The sequence below is a fragment of the Brachybacterium sp. ACRRE genome (assembly GCF_022346485.1).
Lineage (GTDB): Bacteria > Actinomycetota > Actinomycetes > Actinomycetales > Dermabacteraceae > Brachybacterium > Brachybacterium halotolerans.
Window position 1 is genome coordinate 54,191 of sequence record NZ_JAKRMO010000004.1, and the last position, 20,506, is coordinate 74,696.

The 20,506-nt window shown below is 67.9% G+C and carries 18 protein-coding genes; 17 read left to right on the forward strand and 1 reads right to left on the reverse strand.

Annotated features, from left to right (window positions below):
* Positions 1-59 precede the first annotated feature (59 nt).
* The 9 genes from MHY49_RS02035 to MHY49_RS02075 all read left to right on the forward strand — a co-directional run bounded on the left by MHY49_RS02035 (position 60) and on the right by MHY49_RS02075 (position 10,522).
* On the forward strand, positions 60-1,526 hold the full coding sequence (locus MHY49_RS02035; protein WP_239202181.1) for a PD-(D/E)XK nuclease family protein: 1,467 nt from the start codon (positions 60-62) through the stop codon (positions 1,524-1,526).
* 3 nt (positions 1,527-1,529) lie between these two features.
* Entirely contained in the window at positions 1,530-2,087 is a 558-nt protein-coding gene (locus tag MHY49_RS02040; protein ID WP_239202183.1) for a hypothetical protein, read from the forward strand.
* Positions 2,088-2,271: 184 nt separating this feature from the next.
* On the forward strand, positions 2,272-2,820 hold the full coding sequence (locus tag MHY49_RS02045; protein WP_239202185.1) for a hypothetical protein: 549 nt from the start codon (positions 2,272-2,274) through the stop codon (positions 2,818-2,820).
* A gap of 112 nt (positions 2,821-2,932) precedes the next feature.
* The gene (locus MHY49_RS02050; protein ID WP_239202187.1) at positions 2,933-3,190 is read left to right on the forward strand and encodes a hypothetical protein; all 258 of its coding nucleotides are present in this window, start codon (positions 2,933-2,935) and stop codon (positions 3,188-3,190) included.
* Entirely contained in the window at positions 3,190-4,245 is a 1,056-nt protein-coding gene (locus tag MHY49_RS02055; protein WP_239202189.1) for a hypothetical protein, read from the forward strand. The genes MHY49_RS02050 and MHY49_RS02055 overlap by 1 nt, the downstream gene beginning before the upstream one ends.
* A 4-nt stretch (positions 4,246-4,249) precedes the next feature.
* Positions 4,250-6,769: an ATP-binding protein gene (locus MHY49_RS19275; RefSeq protein ID WP_239202191.1), complete on the forward strand. Its 2,520-nt coding sequence runs from the start codon at positions 4,250-4,252 to the stop codon at positions 6,767-6,769.
* A gap of 46 nt (positions 6,770-6,815) precedes the next feature.
* Entirely contained in the window at positions 6,816-7,970 is a 1,155-nt protein-coding gene (locus tag MHY49_RS02065) for a hypothetical protein (RefSeq protein ID WP_239202193.1), read from the forward strand.
* Positions 7,967-8,359, forward strand: coding sequence for a hypothetical protein (locus tag MHY49_RS02070; RefSeq protein ID WP_239202195.1), 393 nt, complete (start codon positions 7,967-7,969; stop codon positions 8,357-8,359). The genes MHY49_RS02065 and MHY49_RS02070 overlap by 4 nt, the downstream gene beginning before the upstream one ends.
* Positions 8,360-8,362: 3 nt before the next feature.
* A complete protein-coding gene (locus MHY49_RS02075; protein ID WP_239202197.1) occupies positions 8,363-10,522 on the forward strand; it encodes a DEAD/DEAH box helicase in 2,160 nt (719 codons plus the stop codon).
* A 15-nt stretch (positions 10,523-10,537) separates the two neighbouring features.
* Here MHY49_RS02075 and MHY49_RS02080 read toward each other — a convergent pair whose 3' ends face one another.
* Positions 10,538-11,680: an ATP-binding protein gene (locus MHY49_RS02080; RefSeq protein ID WP_239202199.1), complete on the reverse strand. Its 1,143-nt coding sequence runs from the start codon at positions 11,678-11,680 to the stop codon at positions 10,538-10,540.
* Positions 11,681-11,846: 166 nt separating this feature from the next.
* On the opposite strand from MHY49_RS02080, the gene MHY49_RS02085 reads away from it, so the two are divergent.
* The 8 genes from MHY49_RS02085 to MHY49_RS02120 all read left to right on the forward strand — a co-directional run bounded on the left by MHY49_RS02085 (position 11,847) and on the right by MHY49_RS02120 (position 20,389).
* On the forward strand, positions 11,847-12,470 hold the full coding sequence (locus tag MHY49_RS02085) for a hypothetical protein (RefSeq protein WP_239202201.1): 624 nt from the start codon (positions 11,847-11,849) through the stop codon (positions 12,468-12,470).
* Between the two features lie 58 nt (positions 12,471-12,528).
* On the forward strand, positions 12,529-13,701 hold the full coding sequence (locus MHY49_RS02090; protein ID WP_239202203.1) for a site-specific DNA-methyltransferase: 1,173 nt from the start codon (positions 12,529-12,531) through the stop codon (positions 13,699-13,701).
* Positions 13,698-14,201 (forward strand): hypothetical protein, encoded by a 504-nt coding sequence (locus tag MHY49_RS02095; RefSeq protein WP_239202205.1) that lies wholly within the window; start codon positions 13,698-13,700, stop codon positions 14,199-14,201. Before MHY49_RS02090 ends, MHY49_RS02095 begins: the two co-directional genes overlap by 4 nt.
* The gene (locus tag MHY49_RS02100; protein WP_239202207.1) at positions 14,198-14,608 is read left to right on the forward strand and encodes a hypothetical protein; all 411 of its coding nucleotides are present in this window, start codon (positions 14,198-14,200) and stop codon (positions 14,606-14,608) included. Before MHY49_RS02095 ends, MHY49_RS02100 begins: the two co-directional genes overlap by 4 nt.
* Before the next feature lie 78 nt (positions 14,609-14,686).
* The gene (locus MHY49_RS02105; protein WP_239202209.1) at positions 14,687-15,889 is read left to right on the forward strand and encodes a hypothetical protein; all 1,203 of its coding nucleotides are present in this window, start codon (positions 14,687-14,689) and stop codon (positions 15,887-15,889) included.
* A gap of 89 nt (positions 15,890-15,978) precedes the next feature.
* The gene (locus MHY49_RS02110; protein WP_239202210.1) at positions 15,979-16,287 is read left to right on the forward strand and encodes a hypothetical protein; all 309 of its coding nucleotides are present in this window, start codon (positions 15,979-15,981) and stop codon (positions 16,285-16,287) included.
* A gap of 26 nt (positions 16,288-16,313) precedes the next feature.
* Positions 16,314-16,823 carry a hypothetical protein gene (locus MHY49_RS02115; protein ID WP_239202212.1) on the forward strand — a complete coding sequence of 170 codons (510 nt, stop codon included), beginning with the start codon at positions 16,314-16,316 and terminating at the stop codon, positions 16,821-16,823.
* Positions 16,823-20,389, forward strand: coding sequence for a hypothetical protein (locus MHY49_RS02120; RefSeq protein ID WP_239202214.1), 3,567 nt, complete (start codon positions 16,823-16,825; stop codon positions 20,387-20,389). The genes MHY49_RS02115 and MHY49_RS02120 overlap by 1 nt, the downstream gene beginning before the upstream one ends.
* Positions 20,390-20,506: the final 117 nt, after the last annotated feature.

Here is a 20,506-nt window from a genome sequence, read left to right on the forward strand (position 1 = left end):
ACGAGAGCTCCCGCCCGCCCACTTCATAGGGGTACGGACAGTCCACGAAGGGAGACCGCGTGTCCACAACCCTGACACGGGAGGGGCTTCATCTCGACGCCCTCGACGTGGACAAGGTGCGACGCCGGGCGCTGTCCGCCTCGACCGCGAAGTCCCTGCTGCACAACTGTGCCGCCGGGTATGCCTTCGGCAAGCTCGTCGGGGAGAGGGACAACGATCCCTTCGCCGCGACCACCCAGGGCACCGCTGTGCACGCCGTGCTCGAGGAGCTGTACAAGCTCCCGCGCGGGAAGCGCACTCGGCGCCGGGCAGCGAACCTCCTGCTGTCCATGGTCGCCCAGTGGCGGCACGGTGAGTTCCCCCAGCTGATGGACCCCGTGACCCGCCAACTGTTCATCTCCGACGTGATGGGCAAGTACCAGGGCATCTTCGACATCGAGGACCCCCGGAACATCGACGTGGTCGCCACCGAATGGCCCCTTGGCGGCATCGAGCTGGGAGGCGTCCCGTTCACCGGGTACGTCGACCTCACCCAGCGCGTGACCGCGCGAGGCAAGACCGGACTGCGCGTCGTCGACCACAAGACCAGCAACAAGGTGCCGGACCGACGCACCATCGAGCGCTACGGCGACGACCACGGCGACCAGATCCGCCTGTACGCCGCCGCCCTGCGCAAGCTCCAGGACGAGCCCGTCCTCGAAGGCCGTGTCTACTACGTGCGCCACGGCAAGAGCAGCGTCGTCGCGGTCTCCGACAAGCGCGTCTCCCAGACCGTCGGAGAGTTCACCCGCGCCTGGGACACGCACAACGACATGGTCGCCGAGCAGATGTTCCCCACCAAGGTCGGCCCCCTGTGCGGATGGTGCCCACTGGTGAACCTCTGCCCCGCAGCGCAGGAGTCGCGCTTCAACACCGACCGCACGGACAGCCAGACCGCCCTGTGCGCCACGGACCTGCTGGACATCGACGCCTCCGAGGCGTCCTACGAGGTGCCCGGTCCGCCCACTGAAGAGGTGTCCCCGGCAGAGACGGGAGACCTGATCGAACCCCACATGGAAGGACTGATGGAGATGGCCGAGCATTCCCTCGCCGAGGGCAAGCCCTGGGAGGAGACCGTCAACGACAGGCTCAACGGCGCCAGCTACGCCTCGATCGGCTACTTCGGCATCGCCTCCCTGTCCTACGAGACGCTGCACAAGCACGACATCCCGATCCAGCGCGTTTCCGTCGACGCCCTGACGGGAGTGCTGGCGAGCATCGTCACCACCGTGCAGTCGGGCCTCACCGGCTCCACGTCCTTCCAGGACGGCACCAACACGCGCATCCGCGGCGTCCTGCGCACCGTCCTCGACGCCGTTCCCCCGCCCTTCGGGGAGGACGCCGAGAGCTGGTCGACGTGGATCAAGATGACCACCGGCCACACCCGATCCATCGCCGCCGCCGCCATCCGGCTCGCGGACTCCGACGGTGCCGAGGCCGACCTCGACACCCTGGCCACCATCGCCCCCGCGGGCAAGGAGGACTGACCCATGACCACGCTCGACCACGCCCAGATCATCATGGCGGCGCACGACCGCGTCGCGAAGTACGACGTCACCGACGACGGTTTCGTCCAGGTGCCCGGCGTCGAACAGGCAGTGCCGCGCCAGGTGGCGGTGTCCAAGTCGATCCGCGAGCTCGTCGCCGAGCTGTCCGACGGATCCGCCTCGTGGAAGCTGATCGACCGCCTCAGCGGCACCGCGCAGGGCATCGACCTCAAGCGGTTCACGGGAACGATCGTCAAGGTCACCCGGGAGAAGTCCTCCACCCGCGGCAAGCTCCTGCTGTACACGGGTACGCAGCAGGAGATCGACGGCGTCGACCTCGGATACGAGATCGTGCGCACGGAGAGGACCGACAACCCCGAGGGCCTGATGGTCGCCTCCGAGGCGAAGTCCCTGCTCGGTCACCGAGTCCTGCTGTGGGTGATCCTCGAGCCCTGGGCCAACAACCCGAACAAGAAGACCCGGGTCCTCCAGCACCTCATGGACCTCGGAGCCGACAACAGGTTCGATCCCGAGACCGGGGAGTTCGATCCCGACGCCTGAGCCGTCCACGGTCCTCCTCACACCGATGGACACGGGCCGTGCCGACCTGCACGTCAGACCGGCACGGCCCGTCCCTGTGCGGAGAGTCCCGCCAGATCACCTGCACCGACAGCGCTCACGACGAGTTCGGAAGGTCTCCGCCCACTAGGAGACATGACAGGCCCTCGACCCCGTGGAGGAACACATGACCGACCAGATGCTCGCCACCGACGACATCACCGACGACGCCCCTACGGAGGCCGTCGACACCGCCCCTGACGTGGTCGAGGACCCCGCGCCTCGCGCCAAGCGCACACCCAAGGCGAGGTCCCGGTCCGGGCGCACCCCCAAGCCGTCGGTGCGACGGATCGCCGAGAAGGCCGAGGAGATCGCCGAGACGGACGATCAGACCCGCGAGCTCGTCGCCCAGATGATCGGGGCGCCCTCCGTCGGTATCGCCGACCTGACCACCTCGATCATGGAAGCCAAGCGCACCCCGCTCGAGCGCGCCGTGGCGGACCTGAACGTCATCCAGGACGGGAGCATCCCCGAGGCCGTCGTGCACCTGGTGGGCATGTCCAAGCCCGAGCTGCAGTCCCTGGCCCAGGTGGTCACCGCCTTCGCCGACGTCGAGATCCCCGACAAGATCCCCACGAAGTCCACGGACGCCGCGCTCGTGCTCGTCGACCCCGTACGAGAGGCCCAGGTCGACCAGGCAGCCATCGAGCGCCTGATCGGCCTGCTGGCGAAGTGACCTGGTGACGATGCGCAGCCCTTGGGAGACCATCCGCGTTGCGTGCCGCGCCTGGAGGCCGGCACCGCGACGCGAGGACCACCCGTTCTCACACGACCCCGGCACGTGCCGGGTGTGCTGGCAGCCGTGCTTCGAGGCGCGCCGACCCGGCACGGACTTCTGCGACGACTGCTGGCTGCGGCTGGCCACGCACCGCTCCGTGGACGTGCGCAGCGCCGTGGTCTCCCGCGACGACATCCCCCTGGAAGTGCTGCAGGACATGACCGAGGACATGGACGCGCCCGTGGCCTACGCCGCGAGGGAGCGAGTCGCTCGGTACGCCGAGGACCGCGCCTCGGACGACATCGACTGGATGGAGAAGACGAGCTGATGGCACGCAAGAAGACACGCGGCCGCAACCAGGTCGAGGACATGCTGGACACCGCCGTCACGGTGCCCAGCGACACCGCGCGCTCCAACCCCGGCAAGAGGCGCTACGCCTGGGTCCGACGCAGCATCTGGACGAACCTCATCGTCGCCCCGTTCTCGGTCGTGCTGCTCCTGGCGGCCATCGTCCTGTTGAGCAACGCCGTCACCGGGGACAGCGAAGCCTCGTCGGCGTCCGCAAATCAGACCGGCCGCACGGAAGCCGAGAGCTCCCTGCGGTCCTGGCTGGATTCGAACGACTCCATCTTCCACGGGGCCGAGATCTCCTCCTGGGACGGAGTCACCGACACCGAGTCCGTCAAGGCGACCGAACAGGACGTCGGCTACACCCTGATGACCCACCAGTTCACGATCCGCACCTCGGACGGCACCTATTACCACGCGGCAGTGCGCACCGCCTACGCCGCCAGCCGCGGCGTGAAGGTGCTGTCCACGCCGACGATCACCCCCATCGATGCCAGCGCGGTCTCCGACTGGGACCCCCAGGAACCCATGGACGGATGGCGCACCAGCGGCGCGTCGGACTCCACCACGAGCGCGATCACCTCGTGGGCCAAGGCGCTCACCACATCGCCGAACGATCTCAAGCTCGCAACGCGCGACGGCGACTCCTCGCACGTGTACTCCTCGCTCACCGGCGTCACCGCCGGGGAGGTGCAGGTCATCACCGCTGCATCCCCGGTGACCAAGCAGGGCACCGCCGACACCTCCACCGTGGTAGCGACCGTCAACGTCGAGCTCCTGCCGGCCGACTCGAAGGGCAGCGGAGACGCCAAGACGAACGTCCAGTACGACGTCCTCGTGCGCGGCGCCGACACCGCCGCGCCCTACGTCACCGCCTGGGGACCCGTCGGCTCTGGCACCGGCCTGAGCAACTACCAGAACGCGGTCTCTCTGGACGGGGACGTCGACTCCGAATCGACCAACCAGTCGGGTGCCTCCGACGCAGGTGGCGCCGATCAGACAGACCAGCAGACCGCATCCGACGGAGGGGAGTGACCAGGTGGCGAACACAGCGAAGGCACCGCAGATCTCACTGCAGAGCCTCAACTCGCCCATCATGCCGACCGCCACGAAGATCCGGTACCCCGACGGCCGGATCCTCCCTGTGGCCGGCAAGCTGAACCTGTACCGCAAGGTCCCCATGGCCCCCGTGCGCGATGCGAAGACCCACAGCGACGCCCTGAACGTCGGCGACTCCCTCGCAGCGGCGTTCGAGGAGCTCGCAGCGGATACCTCGTACACCGCCGCTCGCCGATCCGTCGCCCGCAGCCGGTACCGCTCCTTCCACCTGCTGCTGGTGAATCTCCCGCGCCGCTACTCGCCACCGCCGGAGTCCCGATACCCCGAGGACCTGCAGGCATGGTTCGGCAACCGGCGCATCCAGGACCGCGTGCTGCTGTTCGGCACCGGGCTGAACGACGTCATCGGGGGAGCAGACCGCTCCCTGCGAGATGCCGTCGACTCCCTGGCCACGTCGCTCGTGACCGCCGAAGTCCCGCTCAGCGACTACCAGCCCGATTACGAAGACGTCGACGACATGCTCACGCGGTCCGGGCTCACCATCCCCACCACTAGGGACTTCCACCTGGCTGAGACCTGGTGGGCCGCCGGAGGGTCCAAGGACGCGTCCCTGCTGCCGCACGCCGACCACATCCACGTCTTCCGCACCGTCGCCGGCGCCGAAGCAGCCGCCCGTGCCGACGTCGCGTCATGCGCGACCTGGCCCTCGGGCATCGAAGGTCACCACGTCCTGCAGCTCGGCTCCGTGCACGGCCTCGACCTGCCCTTCCAGGCGGCGAAGGAGAAGCTGAGCTCCTGGGTGACGTCGCTGCTGGACAAGGGCGCCGTGATGGTGTCGATCCGCGGAAAGATCGAACCCAGCGCGATCACCCGCAGCGAGCTGCGCAGACAGCGTCGCCGGTACCTCCGCGACATCCGCAACGCCCGCGCCGAGGGCAAGCTGGATGACCAGCAGCAGGACGAGATGGAGCAGACCCTGCACTCCGTCGAAGGCGCCTACTCCACGGGCAAGGCCTTCCCCACGCTGGTGGAGACGAGCGTCGTCGCAGCCTTCGCCGGTATCGGGAAGAAGCGGCTGGACACGCTGGGCAATGGCACGGCGTTCGAGGTCGCCCCCATGAACAACCGCCAGCATCCGGCGCTCGCGGAGAGCTGGGTGGCATCCCCTGTGCGCTCGAACCCGAACCTCATGGACCTGCCGTCCTCCACCGTCGCCTACTCGGGCATGCCGTCCCTGGCGACGGTCGGAGACGCCACCGGCATCACCCTGGGCTTCACCGTCCACGATCGACAGCCCGCGCTGATGAGCGCGACCAGGTCCTCCGACCAGGACGTCTACCCACTCGGAGCGGTCGTGGGGTCCAGCGGCGCCGGCAAGTCGCAGCTGTTCGCCTTCGCAGCCGACCAGTTCTGCAAGGAAGGCCGCCCCGTCATCGCCATCACCCCCAAGAAGGGCGAAGACTTCACGCAGGCCTTCGGCGAAGACTGCACGTCGTTCTCGCTGGACTCGTTCGCCGGCAGCTCCGGCGGCATCGGGGGAGCAGGCGGCACGGGAGTGTTCGACCCGCTGCGGTTCTCGAAGACACCCGCAGACGGCATCAACACCGCCGTGTCGATGCTGCACGCCGTGAACGTGTGGCCCGAATCCACGCAGAACCTCGAGGCCGACCTGCAGGCGGCCCTGAAGTTCGGCGTCGCGCACGGCGCCAAGGCCATCGGGACCGCCCTCAAGGTCGCCAAGGAGCACGGCAGGGCCAGCGCCGAGCTCGCCGACCCGATCATCCGCCAGTCCGAGAACGACCCCATGTTCGGGGCCATCGTCGGCCTGAGCGACGAGGGCGCGGTGCTGAGCGCCTCGGAGGGCATCACGTACATCAAGGTCGGCAACGCTGACCTCGAACTGCCGCCCATGGGCGTCGACCAGAGGTCGCTCAGCCTCACCCAGCGCGTATCGGCAGCACTCATCCGCATGATGGTCTACGGCTCCGCCGAAGCGCTGCGCGGCCGTCGCGGCGTGCTCGAGCTCGACGAGGCGTGGGTGTTCCTGGGCGCCGGTGCCGAGGAGGTCGAACGACTCGGTCGCCTGGCCCGCTCGCTCGAGGTGTTCCCGATCCTGTTCACCCAGCGCATCTCGGACCTCATCGAAGCGAACCTCACGAACCACATCGCCCGCGGGATCATCCTGCACACCAAGGACAAGAAGGAAGCGGAGGCCGCCTTCAAGCTCTTCGGGGTGCAGGCCACCGAGGAGCGCGTGGCCTACACCATGGCGCCCGAGCGCATCGGCCAGGGCGGCGCCAACTTCAACAGCAGGAAGCCCCTGTTCACGTACGACGAGAAGGGCAATCGCACAGGCCTGATCCGAGGGGCCATCGGCCTGTACTGCGACATGGACGATCGCGCCGTCGACATCGAGGTCACCATCCCGCAGAACTTCCTCGACAAGTCCTCGACCAACGCCCTGGACCGCGCAAAGCGAGAAGGACGCCAGGTGATCTGACCCGGCCGGCGTCCCGTGAGCGTCTCGCCCCGCCCACTAGAGCCGCGTGACGACATCAGGCACCAGCACCCTCGACCCAGGCACACGCAGCCTGGACGAGCAGGCGCGCCGCATCGGGCAGCTCGTCGTCGCCGGAGCAGTCACCCCCGAGGACGCCGCCTGCCAGATCCTCTCCGTGGCGGTCGAGAGCGACGTCGTGCGGTTCATGTGCGCCCGCCATCACCGGCACCTCGCGCAGACGTGGAACGTCGAAGAGATCACCAGCGCGGTCACCACGATGCTCACCCAGTACGCCCTGGGAAGCACCGAGGGCCGGGGGCACCTGGACGCGAAGCGCTTCGCCGACGGCACGACGTCCGCCTCTGGCTGGATCGGGAAGGTCATCGGAGCCATGCGCACCACACGCATTCTCCGGGAGATGCGAGTGGACACCCGCGCCATCGCCCAGCCCTTCGAGCTCGAGCAGGTCACCACGCCCAGCGCCGAAGACGAAGTGCTCGGATCCGGGACCCCCGAGATCGAAGAGCACACGCAGGGTCTGCCGTCGACGAGCTCCACCCTCCGCATCGTCCACGCCTCCGCCATCCACCAGCTCCTGGGACTCCCTCCCGTGGCCTCGTGGACACTCACTCCCCGTCAGCGGCAGCTGCTGAAGGATGCCATCGAGCAGGATCCTTCCCTTCCGCGGAAGGTGCTCTCGCGCTCCACCCCGGACACCACGGAGCCCGCGTACGCGATCCAATCGATGTGGGCACACTGGCGACCTGACGAGATCGCCGAGATGCTCGCGAAGTCCACCGAGGCGCGCGACATCCCGCACCTGCTGTGCGCGGCCGCGATCATGCCCCTGCCCCGACCCAAGGCCCGTTCTGGCGAGCTCGCGCGTACGCGCAACCGCGTCCGCGGCCAGGTCCCCGCGCATGCGGAGGACAGTCTCATGGGCGCACTGGATTCCTTCCTCGACACCTTCGTCGACGCCTACACGGACTTCGACCGCATCCGCCGCCCACTGCCCCCAGAGGAAGAAGCACGGCGCGCCGCCTCTGCATGCACGTTCCCCGTCCTCCTCAAGGACGCGGCGCACCAGATGGGCATCACGCGACTCGACCTGCTCTCCGGGCTGATCGCACTGTTCATCGACCCCGTGCCCGTCGCCGACCCCGACCACTTCACCCCGACCCCATGGAGGTTCGCCCGATGAACACGACGAGCACCTGGCTGCACACGCTCCACACCGGCACGTTCTCCGCGCTCGGATCCGTGATCCGCGCCCTGCGCATCTACCTGCTGCCCTTCGCCCTCGCGGCCATCGCCTCCAGCCTCTGGCTGATGGTGATCTCCCTGGTCACCGAGGCCACAGGCAGTGCCCTCCTCGTGGTCGTGCTCGTCATCCTCCCCGGTGTCATCCCGATGTGCCTGTCCCGGCGGGAACGCCGACGACACTGGCACGAGTACGCGCTGGTCTGGCTGTTCTTCATCACCGCCGTCCCCCTCTACGGGGCGATCCTGCTGATCGCGGGATACGGAATCGTGATGGCTCGAGCATGGCGCCGGCAGTGGCCGCACCCTCTCCAGGACGAAGAGGACTGAACGATGCCGTACGCGCTGCTGACCGGCACGCGCGAGAACCCCCGCCTGGACTTCCATGTCGCCCGAGGCAGTGTGCACCGAAGGACCGGCGAGGATCTCGTGGCAGCACTGCGAGCCATCCCCGGCATCACCGTCGACACGGCCACCGGCCGGTGCGTCGCCGACTCGCCGACCGCTCCGATGCTGGGACTGCTCGCAGACGCCGGCGTGCTGGTAGACGCCTTCGACTTCCCCGAAACCCTCGCATCTCTGCACGACCCTCTGGTGCTGGACCGGGGGCATGACCGCATCGAGGTCTACCCCCGCCTTGCGCTCCGCGACGACGTCGCCTTCAACCTGGGCGAGGGCGCCGACTTCGATCCCGCCACGGGCAGCTTCACCGCGACAGCATCTGCCGTGTCGGACTGGCCCCGCGCACTTCTCCCCGACACGCTGAACCGTGCACAACCCCCGAAGAACGCGAGACCCGGGCAGGACGTCGGCGGCACCGAGTTCGCGATCGCACGGATCGAGAACCCCTCGACTCCCGAAGAGGCCGCGCGCAACGCCGCCGCTGCCCCGAGCGTCCAGGGCTACGAACAGGAGTTCGCACTCCTCACCCGAGCCGTGGGCGACGCACCCGACTGGTTCGGCATGGACCCCTACCCGTACCAGCACATCGGTGCGCTGTGCGTGGCCGCCGGGGGACGCCACCTCCTGGCAGATGAGCCCGGACTCGGCAAGAGCGTCCAGGGCATCCTCGCCGCGGTGCTGCTCGGAGCGCAACGCTGGATCGTCGCGTGCCCGCCGGTCGCGCAGTCGAACTGGGCCGCCGAGATCGAACGCTGTCGGGTGCCCGAGCACATCGATGGAGCCATCGCCGTCATCCGGCCCGGCCGCAAGGTTCCCGAGCTCCCCGAACGGGGCATGGTCGTGGTCACCGACTCCTTGCTCGCCGCCCCGACCCGCAGTGAACTCCTGGAAGACCTGATGGAGTGGAACGCCGACGTCCTCATCTACGACGAGGGGCATCGAGCACGGAACTGGGACTCCCAGCGCTCCAAGGCGATGCGACGACTCGCCCACAGCGCCACGGAGCGTTTCGTGCTCACCGGGACGCCCCTGATGACGAACCCCGCAGACCTGCCCTCACTGCTGGAGATCACCGGGCAGCTCAAGCCCATCTTCGGGTCCCGCACCGCCTTCATGAACCGCTACACGCGCTCCTACGACATCCAGGTCGGCTCCCAGACGATCACGAAGGTCGTGCCGGCGAAGCAGCACCTCGGGGAGCTCGGCGACATCCTGCGAGAGCAGGTGTGGGTGCGCCGCACCAAGGAGCAGGTGCTGCCCGACCTCCCCGAGAAGCAGCATTCGACGATGATCGTCGACGTCCCACCGACCGAGTACCGCAAGGCCACTCGCGAAGTACAGGAGAAGATAGCGCAGTACCTGCGGGATCGCAGCCGCGAGCTGGGCGGCGCGCCATCCGAGGGCGAGGTGCGTGCCTGGTGCGCCGACCAGATGGGCTGCGTGTCCCTGCTGCGCCGAGCGGCCGGTCTCTCGAAGACCCCCGCCGCCGCCGAGCACATCTCCGAGTGGGTGGAGTCCACCAGCCGGCAGGAGAACGGCGAGACGGTCTACGACCGCCCCCTGATCGTGTGGGGCATTCACCAGGTCGTCATGGACTCGCTGGACGAACACCTCGAGAAGCTCGGCGTCCCCCACGCGGTCATCAACGGGAAGACCTCGATGGTCCAGCGCGACCGCATCAAGGACGCCTACCAGGACGGCAAGATCGCCGTGATCCTCGCGAACATCGTCGCCGCAGGCGTCGCCATCACACTCACGCGGGGCTCCGATGCTCTGTTCGTGGAGACCGAATGGATCCCCGACCTGGTATCTCAGGCGGAAGACCGCCAGCACCGCATCGGTCAGGAGCGCACCGTCATGGTCACGACCATGGTCGCCCCGGGCACGCTGGACCATACGATCCAGCGCGTACTGCGCAAGAACATCGAGGTCCTCGACCAGGTCGTCGGCGGCACCGGGCACCGTGTCGCGGTCGCGGAGCAGGACATGGACTCCTTGGCGATCGGGGACGTGATGTGGGAGATCGCCGAGCCTCTGCTGCGCAAGTGCGAGAGGGCCTTCGCCCGACGAGGGGAACTGGCCGCAGCCTGACGCCCCGCAGGCTGTTCAGCGTGATGAGTGCGAGAGGACATGCTCCGAGAATCCGGGGGCGCTGAAGGACAGCAGCCCGTGACCTGCGATCTGGATGATCCCCTTGTCCAGCAGCGACTGCCGAACGACGCCCAGCGATCCCGATGCGACGCCGAGGTGTTCGGCGATGCTCGCCCGTGCGACCTCGTTCCCTCCGAGCGTGGCCATGACGGTGAGCACCTCGCGCTCCCTGGGGGAGGCCTTGGACCATCTCGCGCGGTACAGCGCCTCCATGTCGTTGTTGACCGACTCCCTCGCGCTCTCGAATGCGCCGGCGCCGATGACGCCGTCGGGGTCGGGTGAGCCGGCGGCGGCCCACATCGCATCTCCCCAGAGCTGCACGGCGTAGGGGTAGCCGCGGGTCTCGCGCACGACGTCCTGCAGGACCGGGGTCTCCCAGCGGACGCCGAGCTCTGTCGCGGGTTCGGTGAGCGCCTCGCGGACCTGGGCGTCCTCGAGGTCGCGCATCGTTCGGAAGGCGAACCGCTCAGCGCTGGTGACGGCGGCCGTCACGACGTCCGCTGTGTGGCTGAGGCCAGCGGCGACGAACGCGGCGGGCACCCTGCTTCCCTGCATCTCCTGCCAGGCGTAGGCGACGGTCTTCAGGCTGTCGCTGTCGGCGTCCTGGAACTCGTCGACGAGCACGACGACTCCAGAGAGCCCCTGCGCGACGGCCTCCTTCGTGGTCTTCTCGATGAGCTCACGGAACGCCCGCGTGGCCTGCGCAGACGACGGGGATTTGCGGTGCTCGGCGGTGACATGCCCGACGCCGGGAACGCCGAGCGTGACGGAGAGTCGGTCGATCCAACTGCCGGGATCGTTGGGAGTGCCCCAGTCATGGACGAGCTTGCTCGCTTGGTCGGCGATCACGGCGGAGAGCGGCCCATTTCCTGCAGTCACGTAGATCGGGGCGAGCCCGAGACGCACAGCGTCTCCCTGGACGCGACGCAGCAGGCTCGTCTTGCCGACGCCGCGGGGCCCGGTGTCGACGCGGATGCGGCCGGAGAAGCGCCCATGGAGGGCGGGCAGGGTCAGCATCCCGCCGATCTCCTGGAGCTGGACTTCGCGGCCGGGGACGTCTCGGGCTACTTCCCCGGGGGTGTACGGGCTGAGCTGCACGGTGCTCCTTCGGACTGTTCCTTACAGATTGATCAAGTGTAAGGCGGTGTAAGCCCGGGTGGTCAGGCTCCACGATGGCCAGAGCCCGCCCCGATGCCTGGAGAACGCGCCCCGCGACCTCCCGCCCACTCACCCCAGTGAGCGACGACTACCAGGAGGACAGGCGATGAGCACCATCATCCGCAAGCGCGACACCGGAGAGACCGGCAACAAGGGGCAGTTCGGGTCGATCGGCCGCGACGACGCGGACGTCTCGGTGCGCACCCCCGAACACCCCTCCGCTCACGCTGCCGCCCTGCGCGACTCCGGACCCTCAGGAGAGGTCATCGCCTCCCTCTGCCCCGAGATCGACGTCGAGAGCGACGGCACCTACGCCGGCGTCTTCAAGATCTCCGACGAGCGTGGCGACCTGCAGTACTACCTCCGCCCCGACGGCCCCCACCGCATCCACGCCGAGTACCTCTACGGAGCGGCGAAGCACGAAGACGACATCATGCAGCAGGCCGAGATCGACCTGACGACCAGCACCGCCACCCTCCACTACGACTTCGCGGACGAGGACTACCCCACCGCTGACACCGAGGCATCCCGCGAGGAAGACTTCGACGCTTCCGCAGGACCCGAAGCCCTGGGGGAGCTGCTGAAGAAGCACTCCCACGACGACGGATCAGCCTGGGAGTCTCTCGCCGCATCGCGCGAGGACCCCGATGAATCCGCGCGAGACGCCTACCTGCGCGGCATCGGCGTGCGCCGACACACCTACATGCGCCCGCGCCAGACCAGGTACTGAACCCCGCGCCCCCGCGCTTGAGCGCGGCTGCCGCAGCTCCCCGCTCACTGATAAGAGCATGAGCACCTCGCCACAGCACACGGTCCGGGTCGGAGACAACCTCGATGTACTGGCCACCCTGACCGAGCCCTTCGACCTAATCTACCTCGACCCGCCCTACAACACCGGTGGCCGAGTCGTGCAGGCCTACACGGACCGATTCGACGACTGGACCGGCTTCATGGCGCCCCGGCTCGTCCACCTGCCCAGACTGCTCACCGAGGCCGGCATCGTCATCGCCTCCATCGACGACCGCGAAGTGCACCACCTGCGTGTCCTCCTCGACGATCTGCTCGGCGCTCACAACCACGTCGGCACGATCGTCTGGGATGGATCCACCATCAACGCCAACCACCTGCTGAGCGTCTCCCACGACTACCTCGTGATCTACGCGAAGGACCTCGCCGCGATCAAGGCGACCGGCACGAGGTGGAGACAAGAGCGCCCGGACGCCAGCACCATGCTCGAGGCCGCCGACAGCGCCTGGCGCGCCGGCCACGGCAACGCCGACGAAGCGCAGAAGCGATTCCGTGCATGGCTGCTGCCCCGACGCGCCGTGCTGCCCCGAGGGCTGACCGAATACGACCGCATCGACGAGAACGGGTCCCTCTACCGGGTCTCAGACCCCGGAGCCCCCTCCGAGCAAGCAAGCCGATCGTTCCGTCCCCTCCAGCACCCCGTGACCGGCCGCGACTGCCCCGTCCCCAAGCGCGGATGGCGGATGAACGACGCCTCGATGGACCGGATGCTCGAAGAAGGACGTATCGAGTTCGGGCCCGACCACACCACCCAGCCCAAACTCAAGCGGATGCTCAAGGACAACTCCACGGCGGTGCCCCGCTCCGTGTTCCGCCAGGAGCGCGAGGGCGCGAGGCATCTCGCACGAGTCGAAGGCGCAGCGGACTTCCCCTTCCCCAAGGACGTTCACGTGCTCGCGCGCTGGTTCGACACGGTCGCCGCGAGCGACGCCCGGATCCTCGACCCGTTCCTCGGGTCCGGGACGACCCTCGAGGTGGCGATGTCCCTGAACGCCTCCGATGGGGGAGCGCGATCCGTCACCGGCATCGCCCTGGACGAAGGCAGCATCATCGAGGACGTCCTGCTCCCGCGCATCCGCCACTGCGAGCAGAACTACCAAGAGCCCGTCACCATGTCCCGCGAGGCACCCCGTTCGCCCACTGTGGTGGCATGACCGATTCCATCTTCCCGATGAACGCCGCCCTCACATCGGCGCTGAACACGCTGGAGAACGGGAAGCTCTCTCTCACGGAGGGGGCTGGCCGCACCGGCGCGTACCTCTACGCCCGGGCGATGCGCCACGAGATGCTCCTGAACAACCGGGGCATCTCCGAGCGCTTCGAGCCCTACCTCGTCGCCGGGCTCGTCCTCGCCGGGCTCGAGGCCCGAGACCTCCCCTACCACCCCCAGGAGATGCTGGCCACGGCCGAGTGGCTCTGCCACGAGGAATCTTCCTCCTGGACGCCACGCCCCCTGTACGCCCAGATCATCCGCGGGATGGGCGAGCAGCGGCTCACAGAGTCCCTGGTGCTGGCGACCGCCGGGCTGCTCGGCGGCATCAGCGACGCCATCGGTCACGAGCCCCGCATCGTCGCCGACAACCACCAGGCCAAGTTCGCAGGGATGATCCCGAAGGTCGACTGGGACGGACTGCTCGGCGAGGACCGCCCGTGAGCGGATTCTTCATCCAGTGGGCGCTGGAGCACCACCTGAGCGACCGGGCGCGCGCCGTCCAGCACGCCCTGGTGATCATGCTGGCCGCCAAAGTCACCACGTGGGACGAGCTCGAGAGCGTCCTGCGCTCCGACCCGGGGCGCAGCCAGGAGATCCGACGGGGCGTGAACCTCCCCCTGGAGGACCTGCAGAACCTCGACGCCCACGAGCAGACCCTACGCGGACTGCGACGAAGCAACGGGAACCGCTCCTCCATCGTCACCACGATCGCCGAATGCGACACCTGCCAGCGGTGGGGATACATCGCCGGGGCCACACCCCCGAAGACGTGCCCGTGGACCGCGGAGTGCCGCGGCAAGGTCACCAAGATCGGGCTGCCCGACTACGCACTTCGAACAAGCCCCTGACAAGCCACGACGCTTCTCGCAGAGCGCGCCGCCCACTACCTCCATCGAAGAGTCGATCGCGACGAGATGGAGCAGATCATGGCAGCGAACGGATCGAGGATCCGAGGCGGATCAGGCAACGGGGCCCGCGTCCTGCGCAAGAGGGACACCGGTGAACAGGGCAACAGCGGCCAGTTCGGCACCCACTCCCGGGACGAGGCCGACATCCGTGTCGGCACGGACGACGACGGCTACCGCTACCTCACCGTCGGCTGGTGGAACGACAAGCTCCAGGACCACTTCGACGCCAGCGCCCTGCTCACCCGCGCCGAGGTCGACGCCAGCGCCGAGCTCCTCGACGAGAACGAGGTCTTCGAGCGCATCCAGCGGGACGCCGAGCGCCTCTGCCGACGCCGTGGAGCCATGGAGCACGTCGATGACGTCATCGGCGACACCGCCCACGACATCATCAAGCGCATCCGCGAGAGCGAGGACCGCGAGGGCCACGTGCGTGCCGTCGCCACAGCATCCCTCGTGCGCCGCATCGTCAGCGGACACCTCAACCATCGCCTGAGCTCGGGCGAGGTCGAACGCTCCGAGGTCCGCTCCGGGCAGGTCCGCCTCGCACAGCGGGTCGCACAGAAGGAGCAGGAGCTCGGACGCGAACTGTCCGGGCGGGAGAAGGACCGCCTGGCGGCCGAGGTCCGCCTCACCTTCCCCACCAACAACCGTCCCCCCGAGGACTTCCATGTCGCGCGCAAGGACAGGTTCCTCTCGGTCGACGACGAGGACAGCGGCGCCTCCAACCGGCTCTCCGTCCCGGCCGACGACTCGGTCCTCGACGAACAACCCCTGACCCCGTTCCCCGAGGCGATCGACCGCACCCAGATGGACGCGTCCGAGATGCTCTACTTCGTCCAGAACAAGGACGAGTCGCCGATGCCGATCCACTCGCGCAACACGAGCACGACGATCTACAACACCCTGGCCCAGTCCATGCGGATCCCGCCAGCCCAGCCGGACTCCCTGAGCCACCGCCAGGCGATGAACGCAGGCCGCACGGTCCGCTCCCACGAGCGCGGCGTGCAGGGAGTGTGCGCCGACTACCTCGACGGCGCCCGCGACGAGCGCACGGAGGCCCTCTTCCTCCCGTTCGGGGAGATCGACGACGAGCGTCGCGAGGCCTTCGCCTCCCAGTTCGAGACGAGCCCGTACGCCGACGAGATGTGGGGCTCCGCCCTGAAGTGCGCCGACCCGCAGCTGAAGAACTTCGAGTTCCCCAGCCAGCTCGAGGACCGCTGACCGATGCCTCGATGCGAGTTCGCCCAGTCCCCGCCCACTAGCGAGACCGAGAGGCCAGGCAGGCAGACAGCACCACGGGAGGGGCAGCCATGAACAAGACGAAGGTCGATCTCAGCGGATCGTGGAACCAGATCTGGGGGCGAGTGCAGGACAGCGTGTCCGGCATCGACCTCATGCTCATCGCAATCGCAATCGGTCTCGCGCTGTACGCGATCATCAAGTTCATCGTCAAGAACAAGCGAAGCAATGGCGCGGGCGGCGGCGGCAAGGAGATGGCCATCGAGCTGCTCATCGCCGGGATCTTCGCCGCGCCGTCGGCATTCCTGCCGCTCCTCCTGCTCATCGCAGATGCCCTTCTCAACCTGGGTCTCGCCCTCCTCGGGCTTGCGGACAGCTGAGTGGAGCGTCGGATCGGAGCGGCGGAGTGAGCGACGAGAACGAGAAGGAACGTGAGGTCTACCTGTACAACCTCACGGCCATGACGGGGAAAGATGCGCAGGCCGAGCGTAGGTCCGTGCACCTGACCATCGACATGAAGCGAGGGACCCTCATTTCGGTCGTCGCCTCGACCTTCATCTCGATCCCGGTCTTCGTGATCTCCCTCCTGGTGTTCCAGATGATCCCCTACGTGCCCACCTACCTCGGCATCTTCCCGGGGCTCCTCGCGTTCTTCGTCTCGCTGGGACTCATGTTGATCCACCAGCGTCGAGGGCTCCGACTCACCCACGGTCGCGCGTTCATCGACAAGAAGCTCGCCGCAACTCGAAACCAGCTCAACGTGTTCATCCAGGGGGGAGTCTCCTCCCAGGCCGGAGGGCTTCTCATCATCGACCCGCTCGAGTCGACCCCCGTCCTGATCGCTCCCTCCGGTATCGACAACGACTACGCCCAGGAATGGGACACCGAACTGATTCTCGACGAGGTGTATGCCTGATGGACCGCACCAACAAGGTCCCCGCCTGGATCCTCAAGCTCCTCCTGCCGCTGGCAGTGATCCTCGGAGCTAGCGCATTCGCTCTGTCCCCGGCGAACGGCGCCTCCCTCACCAGCGCAGGCGACGCGATCAGCCCGCAGAACGTCGTGGCACAGGCAGTCGGAATCCAGCCGGCGGCACTGGACAGGGGCGGGGCCGAGGACAACATGCCCCCGTGCGCCCGCGTCGACGGGGAAACAGACCCCATCAAGTGCCTGCCCATCACCCGCTGGACGATGTCCATGGCGATGACGGACTCCGTCGAGTTCAACGTCACGCAGCCGCTGCGGAGCGTCGAGGTCAACATCCTGGAGAAGCCCTCGTTCGAGGGCATCATGACGGTCGGCAACTTCGCCTGGCTGATCGCCGCCCTACTCGTGGACGCCGCCACGAACTGGAAGGTCAACGCGCAGCTGGTGAAGCCGCTGAACGACTTCGCCGCCAGCTTCGGCACCACCATCATCGACTCCGGCGCCATCTTCCTGGTCATCGGCGCCGGAGCCCTCGCGCTGGGCTGGGCCACCTTCGCGGGAGGCTTCAACCTGCGCCGTCTGCTGACGATGCTCGCCGCCCTCGGTGCGTTCTGCGCCCTCATCTGGGGGTCCCTCAACGACACCGGAGAAGGCGGCACCTACGAACCCGGCACCGCCTCCCCGGCGTGGCTCGTGCAGGAGACCTCTGCGGCGTTCTCGAAGGCATCAGATGCCATCGCGACGCCCATCTCGGATCGATCCTCGAAGGAGTCCACGGTCTTCTCCGACGCGGCGAAGAAGGACCCGACGTCCTGCAAGGCCTACATCGACGAACTCCACCGCGAGTACACGAGCTACTACGAAGACCGCGGCGAGACCGCTCCCGCCGCGCTCAACGTCATGTCCCGCTGGTGGGAGGAGACCGGATACCGGGTCTTCTCCGACGTCCAGTACGGCGACGAGAGCACCCTCGGCGCCGACTACGCCGCCTGCCACCAGCTGGATGGCCACCTCCAGATGGATGCCAAGGACCGGCACGACATCCTGCAGAGCGCTTACACCAGCGGCGACGAGAGCTACGCAGTCGCGGTGCCGGCCGCCGGGTCCCCGATGCTCAACGACATGACCAACGACAAGCGCGTCGCCCGCCAGTCCCAGGCATGGGGACTGTGCGCGATCGACGCGAAGGGGAACTACTCGCTGCGCGCAGACCTGCCCAAGGAGGGCATCGAAGGAGGGAAGATCGGCGGTCCGATCACCCCGGAGGCCTGCAAGCAGATCTTCACCGGCAGCGGCAACCAGAACGAGTCGAAGTTCGTCTTCCACCTGCCGTTCTCCGACAAGGTGTCCGCGGACACCACCATCAAGGAACTCTCGGAGGTCCAGTTCGCCGTGGTCGGCGACAAGGACACCCTGCAGGACCCGGACAACGGGCTGGCCTCGCACCCGCAGGCCTACGCGTACGTGAGCAACGTGTCGGGCACGACGCGCACCGCCCACTCGATCCTCGCCTGGGCCTACGCGGTCTCCGCCGTCATCGGGGGCCTGGCGATGGCGCTTCTGGCTGCTGCCGTGTTCGTGATGAAGCTGCTCAGCTACGTGATGGCGTTCTTCCTGATCATCGCAGCCCTGGCGGGCGTGGTCTCGCAGGGGTTCGGGTCGTCGGTGGCCTTCTTCAAGAGCTGGATCGGCTACACGGCGATCACGTCGGTCACCACGCTGCTGTTCGCGTTCGTGCAGATGGTCGCCATGGCCCTCATCCGCATGGGTGACGGGTTCCTGGGGCAGTGGGCGGTCGCGATGCTGCTGTGGATCGGCTTGGCCCCGGCCCTGTCGATCTTCCTGCTGAACCTGATGTGGAGAAAGCTGTTCCAGGCGAAGTCGCCCTTCACGCTGCGCGGCATGCAGGCGATGGCGGGCAACCCCCTGGCCGTGGGCGGTGCCGCTCTGGCTGGGGGCACCCTCGCCAAGGGGGCGATGGACGCTGGGCGCCGGAGGATCACGGACGCGGCGTGGGGTGCTGCGAAGGGAAAGATCGGGGTAGGCAAGGGCAAGAGCACGGATGGGTCTTCGGTGGCGCAGAACGATGATCTGGTCGCTGACGCGGAGAACCCCGTCGAGACCAGCGGCAAGAGTGACGCCGTCACGTCTGGCTCGAGCGTTTCTGAGGCCGCGGTGACCGACGGCGCGTCGACCGAGAAGGTGTCGGGGGCTGAGGCGGATGCGGAGGATTCGCTTTCTATCCAGGCCCCAGGTGACGACACCGACGACCTCCTCGGCGATGCCTCCATGATCGGTGATCCGCTGCACGCCGTAAAGGGGAAGGGCGCCGACAGCCTCTCGTTCGCCGACAAGCTCGCCGCATTCCAGGAGAGCGGAGGCCGCGACGACACCATCGAAGCGGGAGCAGAGAAGGTCGGCGCCGCGGCAGTTTCCACCGGAGCGACCGCGCAGGGCCTCGGCCGTGGCTCGCGCCTCGCCCTCGGACGCGCAGCCTCGATCCCTGCCAACATCCGGCGCCAGATCGCCGGCGGCGCGCAGACCCTGCGCGAGAAGTGGCAGTCCGGGCAGGACACGCGCAGCGCCATCTGGAACAACAAGGCGCTCACGGCCCAGTACCTCACCACCCGAGGGATGGGTGCGTCAATGAAAGTCGTTGGCACCGCGGGTTCGAAGCTCGCCGCAGCGGCGAAGGACCCCGCCACGTACAAGCGGGCCCTGAAGGGCGCAGCCCTCTACGGGGGGCTCGGCCTTGCCACGGGCGGTCTCGCGGTACCCGCAGCCGTCATGGGCGGACGAGCCCTCCTCAAGCATCGCCAGTCGCTCGCCCACGGTGCCGGACGTGCTGCTGGTGTGAGCGTTGGCGCCCTCACCGGGGTCGCGAAGAACGCGTATCGGGCAGGGGTCCCCGAGATGTCGACGACGGACCGCCAGGAGGCACTCCAGACCATGGAGCTGGAGGCCCGCATCAAGGCGGACCAGAGCGACGACGCCCAGGCGCCGATCACCGAGCTCGCGCACGGTCTGCCCGTCGTCCAGGAGCGCCAGCTCACCCTCGAACTCCAGGACGCACTTGCCTCCTACGACGCCTTCCAGGCCGAGAACGGGCGGGTACCCGATGCTGACGAACGCACATCGATGGTCGAGGACCTGCCGTTCTACTCGTCGATGAACTCCGACCCGCAGCTCAAGGCGATGTTCGACCAGAAGGTCGCCGAGGAGAGTGCCAAGGCTCAGGAGATTTTCTCGGCCCATCAGCGCGAACACGGCGACGGAATGGCCCGCGAGCAGATGCGAGAGGCCACCCGCGAGCTGCCGTTCTACTCCCAGTCCGTGCTTGGACTGGACCCCCGCCAGGGTGCGCTGCACCTGGAGGGGATGGGGAGCGCATCGGCACCCGCAGCGGTCGGCGCTGCGCCGGTGACGGCAGTGGATGCGCGATCGTTTGATCCGGCCCCTGCTCAGTCCGTGACGATCTCCCAGGACCAGGGATCGTTCGCCCTGCCGCGCGATGGCCGGCACCGGGCGAACGACCCCAGTCGCATCACCCGTTGAGCAGCGGACCAGACGATCGGAGGAGATGAGCGATGAGCACTCAGCCGCGGATGCCGGCCGGAGGCCGTGACGGTGGGCAGTTCACCAGTGCTGCTCGCTCAGAAGTGGGCGCGGATG